This window comes from Chenggangzhangella methanolivorans, from assembly GCF_042648545.1.
GTDB classification, from domain to species: domain Bacteria; phylum Pseudomonadota; class Alphaproteobacteria; order Rhizobiales; family Methylopilaceae; genus Methylopila; species Methylopila methanolivorans.
On record NZ_JBHRXS010000009.1, the window covers coordinates 42,671 to 58,824 of the forward strand.

General features: G+C 69.8%; 13 protein-coding genes. 11 read left to right on the forward strand and 2 right to left on the reverse strand.

All coding sequences use genetic code 11. From position 1 onward, the window contains the following. Positions 1 to 10 precede the first annotated feature (10 nt). On the reverse strand, positions 11 to 853 hold the full coding sequence (locus tag ACFOWB_RS19195) for a hypothetical protein (RefSeq protein ID WP_378148855.1): 843 nt from the start codon (positions 851 to 853) through the stop codon (positions 11 to 13). Between the two features lie 26 nt (positions 854 to 879). Then, positions 880 to 1,416, reverse strand: a complete 537-nt coding sequence (locus tag ACFOWB_RS19200; RefSeq protein WP_261402047.1) for an RNA polymerase sigma factor — start codon at positions 1,414 to 1,416, stop codon at positions 880 to 882. Between the two features lie 165 nt (positions 1,417 to 1,581). Here ACFOWB_RS19200 and ACFOWB_RS19205 point away from each other — a divergent pair, with 165 nt between their 5' ends. The 11 genes from ACFOWB_RS19205 to kdpB all read left to right on the forward strand — a co-directional run bounded on the left by ACFOWB_RS19205 (position 1,582) and on the right by kdpB (position 16,143). Further along, a complete protein-coding gene (locus tag ACFOWB_RS19205) occupies positions 1,582 to 2,919 on the forward strand; it encodes a S8 family serine peptidase (protein ID WP_378148856.1) in 1,338 nt (445 codons plus the stop codon). 346 nt (positions 2,920 to 3,265) lie between these two features. Then, positions 3,266 to 4,705: an SLC13 family permease gene (locus tag ACFOWB_RS19210; protein WP_261402044.1), complete on the forward strand. Its 1,440-nt coding sequence runs from the start codon at positions 3,266 to 3,268 to the stop codon at positions 4,703 to 4,705. A 34-nt stretch (positions 4,706 to 4,739) separates the two neighbouring features. Next, positions 4,740 to 5,924, forward strand: a complete 1,185-nt coding sequence (locus ACFOWB_RS19215; RefSeq protein ID WP_378148857.1) for a glycerate kinase family protein — start codon at positions 4,740 to 4,742, stop codon at positions 5,922 to 5,924. A gap of 287 nt (positions 5,925 to 6,211) precedes the next feature. Further along, positions 6,212 to 6,772 carry a hypothetical protein gene (locus ACFOWB_RS19220; RefSeq protein WP_261402041.1) on the forward strand — a complete coding sequence of 187 codons (561 nt, stop codon included), beginning with the start codon at positions 6,212 to 6,214 and terminating at the stop codon, positions 6,770 to 6,772. Positions 6,773 to 6,997: 225 nt separating this feature from the next. Continuing rightward, positions 6,998 to 7,156, forward strand: coding sequence for a hypothetical protein (locus ACFOWB_RS19225; protein WP_261402040.1), 159 nt, complete (start codon positions 6,998 to 7,000; stop codon positions 7,154 to 7,156). Positions 7,157 to 7,328: 172 nt separating this feature from the next. After that, positions 7,329 to 8,270 carry a hypothetical protein gene (locus ACFOWB_RS19230; protein WP_261402039.1) on the forward strand — a complete coding sequence of 314 codons (942 nt, stop codon included), beginning with the start codon at positions 7,329 to 7,331 and terminating at the stop codon, positions 8,268 to 8,270. Continuing rightward, a complete protein-coding gene (locus tag ACFOWB_RS19235) occupies positions 8,270 to 9,628 on the forward strand; it encodes an HlyD family secretion protein (RefSeq protein ID WP_378148858.1) in 1,359 nt (452 codons plus the stop codon). The genes ACFOWB_RS19230 and ACFOWB_RS19235 overlap by 1 nt, the downstream gene beginning before the upstream one ends. Beyond that, positions 9,625 to 11,745, forward strand: coding sequence for a peptidase domain-containing ABC transporter (locus tag ACFOWB_RS19240; RefSeq protein WP_378148859.1), 2,121 nt, complete (start codon positions 9,625 to 9,627; stop codon positions 11,743 to 11,745). Before ACFOWB_RS19235 ends, ACFOWB_RS19240 begins: the two co-directional genes overlap by 4 nt. 273 nt (positions 11,746 to 12,018) lie before the next feature. Beyond that, complete coding sequence (locus tag ACFOWB_RS19245) at positions 12,019 to 12,108, forward strand: K(+)-transporting ATPase subunit F (protein WP_261402036.1); 90 nt, start codon at positions 12,019 to 12,021, stop codon at positions 12,106 to 12,108. Positions 12,109 to 12,120: 12 nt separating this feature from the next. Beyond that, positions 12,121 to 13,824, forward strand: coding sequence for a potassium-transporting ATPase subunit KdpA (gene kdpA, locus ACFOWB_RS19250; RefSeq protein WP_261402035.1), 1,704 nt, complete (start codon positions 12,121 to 12,123; stop codon positions 13,822 to 13,824). 225 nt (positions 13,825 to 14,049) lie between these two features. Next, positions 14,050 to 16,143, forward strand: a complete 2,094-nt coding sequence (gene kdpB, locus ACFOWB_RS19255) for a potassium-transporting ATPase subunit KdpB (RefSeq protein ID WP_378148860.1) — start codon at positions 14,050 to 14,052, stop codon at positions 16,141 to 16,143. Positions 16,144 to 16,154: the final 11 nt, after the last annotated feature.

A 16,154-nucleotide genomic window follows, 5' to 3' on the forward strand; every position in this document is an offset into this window, starting at 1 on the left:
TCGCGCATCGCTACGAACCGCTCTTCCAGCCTCCGGCGATGAGGCCCTTTTCATCGTCCTGCGGCAGAGCGCCCTCGCCGCCGAGGCGCTCGATCGCGCCTTCTATGACGCTCGCGCCCGATGCGGTCGCGTAGTCCGACCCGCCGGCGCTGCGCGCCAGCGCCTCGGTCGTCCAGCCGCCGGCCGGAGCGCGGCAGCCGAGCCCGACGACCGCCCCGTCGCGGCCCTCGACGCTGATCTCGTATTCGCGGCAGAGACGCCCGTCGCCGAGACGATGCGTGGAGACGACCGAGACCGCGCCCTTGAGCTTCGCGCCGTCGTCGGTCCAGGCGAGCCGTTCACCGCTCGGCGTTTTCTCCAGCGCCGAGGCGAGCGCGACGTCTGCCGCGGGCGCGCCCGAGATCGCTGCGATCCCGCCCGCCGTCCCGGTCGTCGTCCCGCTGCGCCCGACCGAAAAGCCGAGCGCGCCGCCGACCGCGAGCGCAAGGCAGGCGGCGAGCGCGGGCGCGGCGACACGGAAGCGCGGCGCAGGCCGCGCGGCGGGCGCGCTCGCAGGCGCGGCCGCAGGCTGAGAGGCTCCTCCGCCCTCGATCACGCCGAAGCGCCGAGGCGCCGCAGGCTGCTCGGCCGCGCTCGCGCCGCGAAGCGCGGCGGCGAGACGGTCGAGGCCCTCGTCCGCCTCGGCCGACGGCTCCGGCGCGAGCAGCTCGCGGGTCTCGACGAACAGCGCATAGCGTTCGGCGAGGTCGACATCCTCGACGATGCGCGCGCGCAAGCTCGCGGCCTCGGCCTCCGGCAGTTCGCCGTCGGCGAGGGCTGCAAGCCGCTCGTCGGAAATCTCGTGTCCGTTCATGTCGCCGGTCCTCGTATCGCCGGTCATCATGACCCGCCAGCCTCTGCTCCTTCGAGCGGACTCTCGCCGTCCGCAAGCCCGAGCGCCTCGCCGAGCGCCCTCCGGGCCCGGCTAAGACGGCTCATCACCGTTCCGATCGGCGCGCCGAGCTTCTCGGCGGCCTCGCGGTAGCTCATGTCCTCGACGCAGACGAGCGTCAGGACCTCCCTGTGGTCCGGCGCGAGCCGGGCCATCGCCTCGAACACCGCGGAAGCGGCGAGCGAAGCGTGGGCGACGCGCCGTCCGTCCTCTCCCGAAAGCTCGACGGCGTCCTCGACAGGCTCGGAGACGCCCTCGCTCTTCTTCTTGCGGATCCCGTCCAGCCAGACGTTCCGCAGGATGCGGAAGGCCCAGGCGTCGAGCCGCGTGCCCTCCTCGAACGTGTCTTGCGCCTTCAGAGCCCGCTCGCAGGCGAGCTGCACCAGGTCGTCGGCGAGCGTCGCGTCGCCGCACAACGAACGCGCGAAGCGTCGCAGGCGCGGCAGAAGCGCGACCAGCTCCTCGGCGAAGGGCGACGATGGCATCAAACGTCCTCATGTCGCGGAAAACGCATCGATCGGCCGGTCTATTCCGTGAACTCCGGACGAGGGGGTCACGAAATTGCGACCGGGCTTCCCCGCCCACGCGGAATAGGTTGAGGGCCCCGAACGTTTCCGGCGCATCGCCCGACACGCGAAAGGTCCCGGCCCATGATCCCGCGGTTTCGCCTCGCAGCCCTCGGGCTGATCGCCCTCGTTCCCTGGACCGCCTTCGAGGCCGCGCTCGACCACGGGGCGCCGACGTTCCTCGCCTCGCCCGCCCTTGCGGACGACGACGACGATGATGACGACGACGACCGCGGCGGGCGCTTCGTCCCGCGCTTTTCCTATGACGATGACGATGATTATGAGCCTGCTCCCCGCTACCGGCCCGCGCCCCGCGAGCGCCGCGCCGCGCGGCCGGCCCCGCGGCCTCGCATACGGCCCGAAATCGTGGCCTCCGGCGTCGACGCCGCGGCGCTCGAGCGCATCCGCGCCGCGGGCTTCCGGGTGCTGGCCGAGCGACGGCTGCAGATCCTGCCCGAGGCGACCGTCCGCCTCGCCCCGCCGCGCAACCTCTCCGACGCCCGGGCCCGCGCCCGGATCGCCGAGCTCGCAAGCGGCGCGACAGTCGACGTCAACGCGATCTATCGGCCGAACGCCCGCGAGGGCTGCGCGCCCGGAACCTGCTTTCCCTATCGCCGCGACGAGTGGGCGGTGGCGGCCTGCGGCGCGCGCGGCCTCGTCGGCATGATCGACACCCGGGTCGACTCCGGCCACCGCGCGCTCGAGGGCCGCGCCATCGAGACGCTGGTGTCGCGCGGCGACGGCCGCGAGCCGTCTTCGCCCGCGCACGGCACCGAGGTCGCGATCCTGCTCGCAGGCGACGGCGAACCCTCGCCCGACGCGCGCATCGTGGCGGTCGACGCCTTCCACCGCGCCGGCGGCGCTGACAAGGCGGACGTGTTCGACCTCGTGACCGCGATCGACATGCTGGTCCAGCGCAAGGTCGGAGTCGTCAATCTGAGCCTCGCGGGCCCGGCCAACGAGCTCCTCGACCGCGCCGGCAAGAAGGCCGCGGAGAACGGCGTGCTGATGGTGGCGGCGGTCGGCAATGAAGGGCCGAAGTCCAAGCCCCGGTTTCCCTCCGCCTACCCCTGGGCGATCGCCGTGACGGCGATCGACGCCAAGGGCCAGCCCTATTCGCGCGCCGGCCGCGGCGAGCACGTCGCCTTCGCGGCGCCGGGCGTGCGGCTTGAACTTCCGGACGCCGCGCTGAACCCGGGCAAGACGCGTTCCGGCACCTCCTACGCCGCGCCGCTCGTCGCCGCCGCGCTGTCGGCGATCCGCGCCCGCGGCGGCGAGACGCCGATCGAGGAGGTGGTGGAGGCGCTCGCCGGCCATGTCGAGGACCGCGGCGCGCCGGGCCGCGACCCGATCTACGGCTGGGGCGCGCTGACGAGCGCCAAGGGCTGCCCGACGACCGCCGCGCTCAGCGCGGGGCGGTGAAGGCGGGCGGCGCGCTCCTGTCCCGGCCTTGAGCCGGGACCCAAAACCGAGACAGTCGACCACATCGCTCCCCGGCTTGTCGCCGAACTTCCAATTCGCATCGGTTCTGGGTCCCGGCTCAAGGCCGGGATGGGAGCGTCGCCGCGAACCTGTTCGTCATGCCCCGGTTCATCCGGGGCATCCGCCGGTCCGATGCGCGGCGGTCAAACATTTGGCGTGGATCCCCCGGATGAACCGGGGGATGACGACGGCGGTTCTGTCGCCCATCAGGAAATACCTGATCGCTCTCCGGGAATAACCTTCCGCCCGCGTCCGTTCTTCCTCCCGAACCCGATGGGAGGAGCCGATGCCGGCGATCGTTTTCGGAGAGGACAGGGACGGCGGAGCTTTTGCGAAGGCCCTTGCGGGGCTCCGCGCGAAGCCTGCGCTCGCGGCCTCCCTCGTCGCCGTCGCCCTTGTCGAGATCGTCGCCTCCGGCCTCGACGCCGAGGCCCGCCGCGCGCTCCAGATCTTCCTGCTGGCGCTCATCGGCTGGACGCTGACCAAGCTCGACGACGCCTTCGTGGCGCTCGCCGCCGCGCTCGCCATGGCGCTTCTCGTGCTCGACGAGCCCGACGAGATGTTCGAGGCGCTCGGCGACGAGATCGTCTGGCTCATGCTCGCGGCCTTCGTGCTCGCCGCAGCCGCCCGCGCCACGGGCCTGACCGACCGCCTCGCGAGCCTGGCGCTCTCCCGCGCCCGCACGACGCGGGGCGCGTTCCACGCTCTTACCGCCGTAATGCTGGCGAGCGCCTTCGTCGCGCCCTCCACCTCGGGTCGCGCGGCCCTGATGGTCCCGATCTACGAGCGGATCGCCGAAGCCCGCGGCCCCGAGGCCCGCCGCGCGCTCGCGCTGCTGTTTCCGACCGTGATCCTGCTCTCGGCCTTCGCCTCGCTCACCGGGGCCGGCGCGCACGCGCTCGCGGCGCAGATCCTCGACGAAATCGGCGACGGGGAGATCGGCTTCCTGAGCTGGGCGCTCTACGGCCTGCCCTTCGCCGCCGCCTCGAGCTTCCTCTCGGCCGAGGCCGTGCTGCGCCGCTTCGTGCCTCGGCAAGAGCGGTCCGCGGCCTTCACCGCGCCGGTTGTCGCCGAGACCGTCCCGGACCGTCGCGCCGGCCCCGTGCTCGCGATCCTCGGCGCGGTTCTCCTCGGCTGGCTGACCAAGCCGCTGCACGGGACTGACGAGACGGTCGTCGCGCTGATCGGCGCCTGCGCCGTCACCGCGCCCGGCCTCGGCGGCGTCGACTTCAAGGCGGCGGTCAAAGGCGTCGAGTGGCCGCTCATCCTCTTCATGGCCGCCACCGTCGTGATCGCCGAAGGGCTCGACGAATCCGGCCTCGTGAAGGCCGCCGCAAAGGCCGCGCTCGACCCGCTCCAGAGCCTTGGCCTGCCGCCGCTCGCCTGGCTGCTCGCCATAGCCCTGGCGGGCCTGCTCTCCCACCTCGTGATCCACAGCCGCACGGCCCGCGTCGCCGTCCTGCTGCCGCCGGCGCTGGTGGCGGCGGAGGCCGCGGGCGTCTCGACGCTCGCCGCCATGCTGACGCTCGTGGCCGCCACCGGCTTCTGCCAGCTGCTGATGGTGAGCGCCAAGCCCGTCGCCCTCTTCGGCCAGCTGCCGGGCGGAACCTTCGGCTCGGCGGATCTCCTGCGCCTCGGCGCGGTTCTCCTGCCCCTTCAGCTCATCCTCATCGCCCTCTTCGCAGGCGTCGTCTGGCCGCTTCTCGGCCTCGACCTCGCCGACTGACCCACCCCCGACCCGCTGACCAAGGAGCCTTCCCATGTCGATCCGGCCCATTCGCGTGCTGCTCGCCCCGTCCGGCTTCAAGGAAAGCCTCGGTGTCTCCGAGGTCATCGAGGCCATGGCGGGCGGCGTCGCCTCCGCGGCTCCGAGCGCCAGAATCCTCCGCGCGCCGATGGTCGACGGCGGCGAAGGGTTCACCAAGACGCTGGTTGCGCTGACCCGCGGGACCATGGAGCCGGTGGTGGTCACAGGCCCGGTCGGCCGCCCGGTCGACGCCTTCGTGGGCTTCATGGGCGGCGCGGGAAAGCGCGTCGCGGTGATCGAGATAGCGGCCGCGGCCGGTCTGCGGCTGGTGCCGCGCGACATGCGCGACCCGACCGCGACCACGAGCTACGGCGTCGGCGAACTGATCCGCGCGGCGCTTGATCGCGGGGCGAACAAGATCCTGATCGGCTGCGGCGACAGCGGCGTCAATGACGCCGGCGCCGGCATGGCGCAGGCGCTCGGCGTCAGGCTGCTGGACGCGGACGGCCGGGAGATCGGCCGCGGCGGCGGCGCGCTCGGCGCGCTCGCGCGCGTCGATCTGTCGGGCCGCGACCCGCGGCTCGCGGGCGTCGACATCGACGTCGCGGTGAACTGGCACAATGTGCTGCTCGGCGATCGCGGCGTCGCGCGAGTCTTCGGTCCCCAGAAGGGAGCGACGCCGACCCAGGCCGAGGCGCTCTCGTCCGGCCTCGAGACGTTCGCCGCGGTCGTGCGGCGCGACGTCGGCGTCGAGTTCGACGGCATGGCGGGTTCGGGCGCTTCCGGAGGGCTCGGGGCCGGGCTCCACGCGCTGATCGGCGCGACGCTGCATCCGCGCTGGGACGTCGTGATGCGCTATATCGATCTCGATCGGAATCTCGCCAAGGCCGATCTCGTCATCACCGCCGAAGGAAGCCTCGACGGCCAGACCCCGTACGGCAAGGCGCCGGCCGAGATCGCCCGCCGGGCGAAGTCATGGAAGCTGCCGGTGATCGCGCTCGCGGGCACGGTCGGACAGGGCGCGGCCTCCACCCTCTCGGTCGGCGTCGACGCGTATTTTTCGATCCTGACGCGGCCCTGCTCGCTCGACGAGGCGGTGGCGGACGCCCGCCGTCTGGTGCGCGACGCGACCGAACAGGCAGTGCGGCTGTTCGCGCTCGGGCGCGGACTCGACGCCCGCGGGCGGATCGCCGCATAATCCGCATAAGTCATACATAAGAAATTCAGACAGACGACCATCGCCGTCGAAAGCATAAATTTCTGTCAAGACGCCGTCAGCGGCTGTCAATAAGCTTTACATCTCGCAGTATTGATATTCGATGGAGTCAAAATCACGAAATCGATGATCACGGACTCGTATCTCGCGGAATAGATCCGCTCGCGTCTTCGTTAAGCAGCGGCTCCCGGCGCGAAAGCGCGCCTCGAACCCTCAGGCCGGGGGGAGACGACGCCCGAACCGGCCGCCGTCAACGAAGGAACGAACCCATGCAGCGGTCATCCTCTCTCCGCCTCTCGCTCGCGGCCGGCTTCGCCATGCTGGTCGCCGCCCCCGCGCTCGCCGAGGAGCGCGTCTGCCGCGGCGCCATCGGCTCGGTCACGGTCGACAACCTCGTCGTGCCGCAGAACGCCAAGTGCACGCTCACCGGCACGAAGGTGAAGGGCAACATCGTGGTCAATTCGGGCGCGACGCTGGTCGCCGAGGACGTGAACGTCGTCGGCAACGTCCAGGCCGAGAACCACCGCAAGGTCACGGTCGAGGACGACAGCCGCGTCGGCGGTTCGATCCAGATCAAGCAGGGCGGCGGCGCCGTGGTCTCCGACACGCGGGTCGACGGCGACATCCAGTTCGAGACGCTCAACGGCGGCATGAAGATCACCCGCAACGACGTTCGCGGCAACGTGCAGGCGTTCCAGAACTCCGGCGAGCTCAAAATCAAGCGCAACCGGATCGATGGAAACCTGCAGTGCAAGGAAAACAGCCCCGCCCCGATCGGCGGCAAGAACAACGTCGACGGGAACAAGGAGGATCAGTGCGCGCGTCTGTAAACGCGGCCTGACCTTGTCCGAAAGCGATCGCGGCCCCGCAAAACAGCGGGGCCGTTTTCATTTGAGGCGCCGCAAGCTCCGCAGAACTAAAAGGAAAGCGATCGTCTGCGACGTTTTTTGGAAGGCCCGGGAATAAACCCCCGACGCGTCTCGTTCTTCAACCAGGGCGGCGGAAAGCCGATCAGGCCAACGCCGGAGCCCTGACAGAGAAGAAGGAAAACAGAGATGCGTGACCTCACCGTTGAAGAACTCGGTCATGTCTACGGCGCCGGCGGCAAGGGCCGTCGGAGCGACGACGGCGGCCGTGACCGCTCGCGCAAGAGCAAGAAGAGCCGCCGCAGCCGCAGCAAGAAGAGCCGCAAGAGCCGCGACACCCGCGACTGACGGCCGTTGCGGGGCGGGGCCGGCTGAGGCGAAGCGCCGAGGCTAGCTCCCGCCCTGCGACCGCCGCCGCCGCGGCGATCCGCGCTCTGTTCCCGCCCTCAAGGGGCGCGGACCGCGGCGGCGGCGCCTTCCAGCCCCGCCCTTCCCGTCTTCCCACTCCCGAGCCGATCCGATGACCTACGCGAAGCCCATTCTCGCCGAGCCTCACGTCGCGCTGCGCCGCCGCGTGCGCCTGCTCGGGCAGCCGCAGCTTCAGGACTATCTCGACTTCGTGCGCGAGAAGGCCGTCGACGGCCACAAGGCCGACGTCCGGGCGCTCGTGGACGAATGGAGGGCGGCCAACGACCATTACTACGATCTCGAGACCGCCGAGGCCGGCGCCGCGGACGAGATCGAGATCCGGGAGATCGATCCGTCCTGCGCGCCGCTCGCCGAGCGCCTCTTCGCCGAGCCGCGGTTCGCGCAGGCCTTCGCGGAGCTCCCCGTCAGGCTCGCGCTCGTCGAGCTCGACAGGCTCGTGGTGAGCCAGCTGTCGGTCTCGCTCGATTTCGCCGAAGGGCTGGCGCGCGGCCTCGGACCGACTCCGACGCCCGAGGCGCTCTTCCGGTTCTGCCAGAACGTCGACCGCGCCGAGGCGCCGGTCGACATGCGCCGCCTCGACGACGGGCGCTGGCTGTTCTCTTCCGAGTCGACCGACTTCCGCGCCCATGAACCCTCGCTGCTGGCCCCTGTGGAGGCGCGCGATCTCGCGGTCGCCGATCCGGTGATGGCGCTCGTCGGCGTCGCGATCGGATACGGTTCGAACTTCCTGCACGCGGTGGAGGCCGACGGGCGGCTGATCCTGCAGAACGGCTATCACCGCGCCTATGCGCTGCGCTCGCTCGGCGTCACCCATGCGGTCTGCGCGATCCAGACCGTGACGCGCCGCGACGAGCTTCGCCTCGTCGCCTGCGAGACGGTCGTGGGCGCGCCGGAGTTCTACTGCCGCGCCGCGCGCCCGCCGCTGCTGAAGGACTATTTCGATCCGCGCATCGCCAAGGTGCTTCACGTCCGCAAGGTCACGCGGATGATCGAGGTGGCGCTCAAGGTGCGCGAGCTTCAGGCGGTCGAGTGATGGCCGCGCGCGCCGCCAATCTCGCCATGGCTCCGGAGATGGCCGCAGCCCCTCCGCCGCCTCCCCCTTCCGGGGAGAGGGAGACATCGGCGGATCTCTTCCGCGCCGAGGCGGTCGAGGAGCAGCGCTCCCAGTGGCTCGGCTCCGTGCTGGTCGCGCCGGGGATCTCCGCGGTCCTGTTCGCGGCGTTCGCGGCGTTCGCGGGCGCTGGCGTGATCGCGCTGCTGACCTTCGGCGGCCACACCCAGAAGTCGCGCGTCGCCGGCTGGCTCGCGCCGGACTCCGGCATGGCCCGCGTTTTCGCGCCGCAGGCCGGCCGCATCGTGAAGCTGCATGTCCGCGAAGGCGACGCAGTGCGCCGCGGCGATCCGCTGGCGTTGATCTCGACCGAACTCGAAAGCGCCGCCATCGGCCGCACGCATGCGGCCGCCGTGGCCGAGCTCCAGAGCCGCCGGGAGAGCCTCAAGCTCGAGCGCGACCGGCAGGACCGGCTCCACGCCTTGCAGGAGCGGGCGCTCGGCGAACGCATCCCGGTTCTCGTTCGAGAGGGCGAGCGGCTCTCGGACGAGATCGCGCTCCAGCGCTCGCGCATGGCGATCGCCGACGACGCGCGCGACCGGATCGCCGGGCTCCGCTCGAAGGGATTTTCGACCGAGCCCGCCGTTCAGGAGGCCGAGCGCGACCGCCTGCGGATCGCCGCCGATCTCCAGAGCCTCGAACGCGAGCGGCTGGAGAACGAGCGCGAGCGGTTGACCGCCGAGGCCCAAGCCCGCGAGGCCCCGCTCGCCCGCGACGCGAAGCTCGGCGAGATCGTCCGCCAGGTCTCGGCTCTTTCGCAGGAGCTCGCCGAGGCGGAAGGCCGCCGCGAGGCGGTGATCACCGCGCCGCAGGACGGCGTGGTGACGGCGGTGCGCGGCGCGCTCGGCGGCGGCGTCGGGGCGGAGGCCCCGCTGCTCTCGATCGTGCCGGAAGGCTCGAAGCTCGTCGCCGAGCTCTTCGCGTCGAGCCGCGCCATCGGCTTCGTGCGCGAGGGCCAGACCGTGCTCCTTCGCTACCAGCCGTTCCCCTACCAGAAGTTCGGCCTCTATCGCGGCGTCGTCACGGGCGTCTCGCGCTCGGCCGTCAGCCCCGCGGAGCTCCCGCCGCAGCTCGCAGGCCTCACCGGGCTGATCGGAGCCGACGAGCCGGTCTACCGCATCGAGGTCGCGCCCGACCGCCAGGACGTGACCGCCTATGGCAGGCCGATCCCGCTCCAGGCCGGCATGCGGCTCGAGGCCGACATCGAAATCGAGCGCCGCCGCCTCTTCGAATGGATGCTCGATCCCCTCTACGCCCTCACCGGGAGGACGCCGTCATGAGCCTCGTCGAACGCCTGAACCTCGGCTTCGGCCGCCGCCTCCCCGTCGTGCTCCAGACCGAAGCCGCCGAATGCGGGCTGGTGTCGATCGCCATGGTGGCGAGCTGGTTCGGCTACCGGGTCGGCCCGACCGAGCTGAAGCGCCGCTTCGGCCTTTCGCTCACCGGCGCGAGCTTCAAGGAGCTGGTGCGCATCGCCGACGAGATCGGCCTCGCCTCGCGCCCGGTGCGGCTCGAGATGAACGAGCTTTCGCTGCTGCGCCTGCCCTGCGTGCTGCACTGGGACCTCAACCATTTCGTCGTGCTCAAAAGCGTCGGCCGCAACGAGATCGTCATCCACGATCCCGCGGTCGGACGCCGGCGGATCCCGATCGCGGAAGCCTCGCGGCGTTTCAGCGGAGTCGCGCTCGAGCTCTCGCCCACCGGCGGCTTCGAGACCAGCGCGCCGCCGCCGCGGATCAAGATCCGCTCGCTGCTCGGGCGGCTCCACGGGGTGAAGCGCTCCCTCGGCCTGTTGCTCGTGCTCGCGCTCGGGTTGGAGATCCTCGCGCTAATCGCGCCGCTGTTCATGGTCTGGGTCATCGACCATGCGCTGGTGACGGCCGACCGCGACCTGCTGACGACGCTCGTGCTCGGCTTCGGACTGCTGCTCGTCGTCCAGACGGCGGTCTCGGCGATGCGCGGCTGGACGGTGATCGCGCTCGGCGCGCAGCTCAAGGTTCAGGCGCGCGCCAACCTGTTCTCCCACCTCATCAACCTGCCGCCGAGTTGGTTCGAGACGCGCTACGTCGCAGACGTCATGTCCCGCTTCGGCTCGCAGGAGACCATCCTGCAGGCGATCACCACCGAGCTCGTCGTGGGCGTGCTCGACGGACTGATGTGCGCCGTGACGCTGACCCTGATGCTGATCTTCGCGCCGGGCCTGACGCTCGTCGCGCTCGCCGGCGCCGCGCTCTACGTCGCGCTCCGCATCGCGCTCTACGCTCCGCTCCGGCAGGCGGCCTCCGAGGCGATCATCTGGTCCGCCCGCCGCGACGGTCATTTCCTCGAGACCATGCGGGGCGTCTCGGCCATCAAGCTCTTCAACGGCTATGACGACCGCCGCGCGCATTGGCTCAACCTGTTGGTCGAGACCATGAACCGGCGCCTCACCGAGCAGAAGCTCGAGCTTCTGTTCCGCACCGCCAACATGTTCCTGATCGGCGGGCTCGCGCTCCTCGTCGTCTGGCTCGGCGCCCTGCAGGTGCTGGAAGGCGCGTTCACCGTCGGCCTGCTGGTCGCCTTCATCTCCTACAAGGACATGTTCGTGCGCCGCGTCAGCGACCTGACCGACCGGCTGGTCGACCTGCGCATGCTGCGCCTCCACGCCGAGCGCCTCGCCGACATCGCGCTGACGACGCCCGAAAAGCGCGACCGCGCCGTCGTCGAACCGCAGGAGCGCGGCCGGCCGCGTTCGATCGAGGCCAGGAACCTCTCGTTCCGCTACGGGCCGAACGACGCCTGGGTGCTGAAGAACCTCAACCTGCGCGTCGAGGCCGGCGAGTGGGTCGCGATCGTTGGCCCCTCGGGCTGCGGCAAGACCACGCTGATGAAGCTGCTCGCCGGCCTTCTGGAGCCGACCGACGGCCAGATCCTGATCGACGGCGAGCCGCTCGGCGCCTTCGGGCCGGACCGCCACCGCTCGCTGATGGGCGTGGTGATGCAGGACGACCAGCTCTTCGCCGGCTCGATCGCCGACAACATCTCGTTCTTCGCCGCCGAGCCCGACGCGCGCCGGATCGAGCGCTCGGCCAAGCTCGCCGCGGTGCATGACGAGATCGCCGCTATGCCGATGGGCTACGGCACGCTCACAGGCGACATGGGCGCGGTGCTTTCGGGCGGCCAGAAGCAGCGCGTGCTGATCGCCCGCGCGCTCTATCGCGAGCCAGGCCTGTTGCTGATGGACGAGGCCACGAGCCATCTCGACGTCGCGCGTGAAGCCGCGGTCAACGCAGCGATCGCGGAGACGCGCACGACCCGCATCGTCATCGCCCACCGCCCCGAGACCATCCGGGCGTCCGACCGGATCATCGATCTCGGCGAGACGTCGCCCGCGGCCCGGCACGCCGTGACCGCCTGAGCCGTCTCCGCAGACGGGCTCCGCCGGCCGGTCCAGCAAAGCTTTATACGATCTTTATAAAACACCCTCGCCTCCCGTCTCGAACGCTTATGGCGTTGATGACATCTGTGCGGTCGTACGCGCACAGTCGTCGCCGATCGGCGAGACGTTGCGCGCAACCATAAGCGCGAGACGTACGATGCTTGATCTTGTCATGCTTGGACTGGCGGGGGGCTTCTTCGCCCTGACCGCCGGCTATTGCTTCGCCTGCGACCGGTTGTGAGGGCGCTCCCCATGACCTTCGACTTCGCGCTGGCGGCGATCGTGACGGCCGGCCTCCTCGGCTATCTCACCTTCGCGCTGATCCGCCCCGAGCGGTTCTGACGGACCAAAATCATGACCATCAACGGCTGGCTGCAGATCGCGATCTATTTCGCGATCCTGACCGCGCTCGCGGCTCTGCTCGGGCGCTTCATGGCGCGCGTGTTCGAAGGCGAACGCACCTTTCTTACCCCCATGCTCGGCCCGGTCGAGCGCGGCTTCTACCGCCTCGCGGGCGTCGACGAGACAACCGAGCAGAGCTGGATCGCCTATGCGGTCGCCATGCTCGTGTTCAACGCCGCGGGCTTCGTCCTGCTCTACGCGATCCTGCGGCTTCAGGATGTGCTGCCGCTCAATCCGCAGGGCATGTCCGCCATGGGGCCGGAGCTCGCCTTCAACACGGCGATCTCCTTCGTCTCCAACACCAACTGGCAGAACTACGGCGGCGAAAGCACGCTGAGCTACTTCAGCCAGATGGTGGGCCTCACCACTCAGAACTTCGTCTCGGCCGCGACGGGCGTGGCGCTGCTGCTCGCCATCATCCGCGGGTTTTCGCGGGCCTCTGCGAAGACGGTCGGCAATTTCTGGGTCGATCTGACCCGCACGACCCTCTACGTGCTCATGCCGCTCTCGATCCTCGTCGGACTGTTCCTCGTCTGGCAGGGCGTGCCGCAGAACATGGGCGCGTATGTCGACGCCACGACGCTCGAAGGCGCGAAGCAGACGCTCTCTCAAGGCCCGGCGGCCTCGCAGATCGCCATCAAGCAGCTCGGCACCAATGGCGGCGGGTTCTGGAACGCGAATTCGGCCGTTCCGTACGAGAACCCGACGCCGCTCTCGAACTTCATCCAGGTCCTGTCGATCCTGCTGATCCCGGCGGCGCTCTGCGTCACGTTCGGGCGGATGGTGAAGGACGAGCGGCAGGGCTGGGCGATCTACGCCGCCATGTCGGTCGTGTTTTTGGCTTGCGTCGCCGTTTCCTATTGGGCGGAAGGCTCCGGCAATCCGCTGCTCCACGCGCTCGGCCTCTCGGGCGGCTCGATGGAGGGCAAGGAGGTGCGCTTCGGCGTGACCAATTCCAGCCTCTGGTCGGTCGCGACCACGGCCGCTTCCAACGGCTCCGTCAACGCGATGCATGACAGCCTGACGCCGCTCGGCGGCATGATGGCGCTCGTGCTGATGCAGCTCTCCGAAGTCATCTTCGGCGGCGCGGGCTCGGGCCTCTACGGCATGCTGCTCTATGTGATCGTCGCGGTGTTCGTAGCGGGGCTGATGGTCGGCCGCACGCCCGAATATCTCGGCAAGAAGATCGAGGCGCGCGAGGTGAAGTTCGCGCTGCTCGGCATTCTGGTGCTGCCGCTCTTCATCCTTGGCTTCATGTCGATCGCGACGGTCGCGCCCTTCGGCGTCTCGAGCGTGCAGGACGCCGGTCCCCACGGCTTCTCGGAGATCATGTATCTCTACTCGTCGTCCGTCGGGAACAACGGCTCGGCGTTCGGCGGCTTCACGGGCAACACGCCCTGGTACAACGTCACCGGCGGCGTCTCGATGCTGGTCGGCCGCTACCTCATGATCATCCCCGTGATGGCGATCGCCGGCGCGCTCGTGGCCAAGAAGGCCGCGCCCGCCTCCGCCGGCACCTTCCCGACCCATGGCGGCTTGTTCGTCGGCCTGCTGGTCGGCGTCGTGCTGATCGTCGGCGGCCTCACGTTCTTCCCGGCGCTCGCGCTCGGACCCATCGTCGAACACCTCGCCATGCTCGCCGGCCAGACCTTCTGAGGCAGGCCGCGATGACACGGAACCAGACGGTGCTGCGTGCTTCGAGACGCCCGCCGGAAGGCGGCGGGCTCCTCAGCATGAGGACCGTTGGAGGGTTGGGAGAGCAAAACCTCCCTCATGGCTCGAGGAGCCGCCCCCGAGGGCGGCGTCTCGAAGCACGCAGTTCGCTCCCACAGCCGAAGTTTTCCTTACCCGCCTGGCGCTGACCGGGCCAGAGCAACCAAGATGTCCAGAAACGCAACCTCAAGCCTGTTCGCGCCCGGGATCGTCGGGCCCGCGATCTCGGCCTCTTTCAAAAAACTAGACCCGCGCGCCCTCATCAAGAACCCGGTGATGTTCGCCGTCTGGGTGGTGGCGCTTCTCACCACGATCATCTTCGTCCGCGACGTCGCGACCGGCGGCGCCGATCTCGGCTTCTCGTTCCAGATCATCCTCTGGCTCTGGTTCACGTTGATCTTCGCGAACTTCGCCGAGGCCGTCGCGGAGGGGCGCGGCAAGGCGCAGGCCGACAGCCTTCGCCGCACCCGCAGCGAGACCGAGGCCTATCTCGTCGCGGCCGACGGTCAGGTGAGGCGTGTCCCCGGCGTCAGCCTCAAAGTGGGCGACGTCGTCGTGGTCGAGGCGGGCGAGATCATCCCGGCGGACGGCGAGGTGATCGAGGGCATGGCCTCGATCAACGAGGCCGCGATCACCGGCGAGTCCGCCCCCGTCATCCGCGAGAGCGGCGGCGACCGCTCGGCGGTCACAGGCGGCACGCAGGTTCTGTCCGACATGATCCGCGTGCGGGTGACGGCGGCCGCCGGCTCCACATTCCTCGACCGCATGATCTCGCTCGTCGAGGGCGCGCAGCGCCAGAAGACGCCGAACGAGATCGCGCTGACGATCCTGCTCGCGGGCATGACGCTGATCTTCATCTTCGCCGTCGCGTCGATCCCGAGCTTCGTGGCTTACGCGGGCGGAGAGATCGGCGTGATCGTGCTGGTGGCGCTGTTCGTGACGCTGATCCCGACCACGATCGGGGCGCTGCTGTCGGCGATCGGCATCGCGGGCATGGACCGGCTGGTGCGCTTCAACGTGCTGGCGATGTCCGGCCGCGCGGTCGAGGCAGCTGGCGACGTCGACACGCTGCTGCTCGACAAGACCGGCACCATCACGCTCGGCAACCGCCAGGCCGCCGAGATGATCCCGATCTCGGGCGTCACCGAGCAGGAACTCGCCGACGCGGCGCAGATCGCGTCGCTCGCCGACGAGACGCCGGAAGGCCGCTCGATCGTGGTGCTGGCGAAGGAGAAATACGGCATACGCGAGCGCGACATGGCTTCGCTGAAGGCGACCTTCGTGCCGTTCACGGCCCAGACCCGCATGTCGGGCGTCGACATGGACATCTCGTCCGTGCGCAAGGGCGCGGTCGACGCGGTGCTGAAATATGTGGCTGAGCCGGCCTCCATGGCCGAATACGGCTCCAACGTCGCGCGCGCCTTCAGCGTGAACGTCGACACGAAGGCCGAACAGGAGATCCGCGACATCGCGGAGCGCGTCGCCAAGGCCGGCGGCACGCCGCTCGCGGTCGCGCGCGACGGGCGGCTGCTCGGCGTTATCCACCTCAAGGACATCGTCAAGGGCGGCATCCGCGAGCGCTTCGCAGAGCTTCGCCGCATGGGCATCCGCACCGTCATGATCACGGGCGACAACCCGATGACCGCGGCGGCCATCGCCGCGGAGGCCGGGGTCGACGACTTCCTCGCCGAGGCGACGCCGGAGGACAAGCTCAAGCTCATCCGCGACGAGCAGGCCAAGGGCAAGCTGGTGGCGATGTGCGGCGACGGGACGAACGACGCGCCCGCGCTCGCCCAGGCCGACGTCGGCGTCGCGATGAACACCGGCACGGTCGCGGCCCGCGAGGCCGGCAACATGGTGGACCTCGACAGCGACCCGACCAAGCTCATCGAGATCGTGGAGATCGGCAAGCAGCTGCTGATGACCCGCGGCTCGCTCACCACCTTCTCGATCGCCAACGACGTCGCGAAGTATTTCGCCATCATCCCGGCGCTGTTCGTCACGGTCTATCCGCAGCTCGGCGCGCTCAACGTCATGGGGCTCGAAACGCCCCAGAGCGCGATCCTGTCGGCGATCGTGTTCAACGCGCTCATCATCGTGGCGCTGATCCCGCTCGCGCTGAAGGGCGTGAAGTACCGCGCCATCGGGGCCGGCCCGCTGCTGCGACGGAACCTGCTGGTCTACGGACTCGGCGGCCTCGTCGCGCCCTTCGTCGGCATCAAACTCATCGACGTCGTCATCACGACCATCGGCCTTGCGTGAAGGAGCGCTGA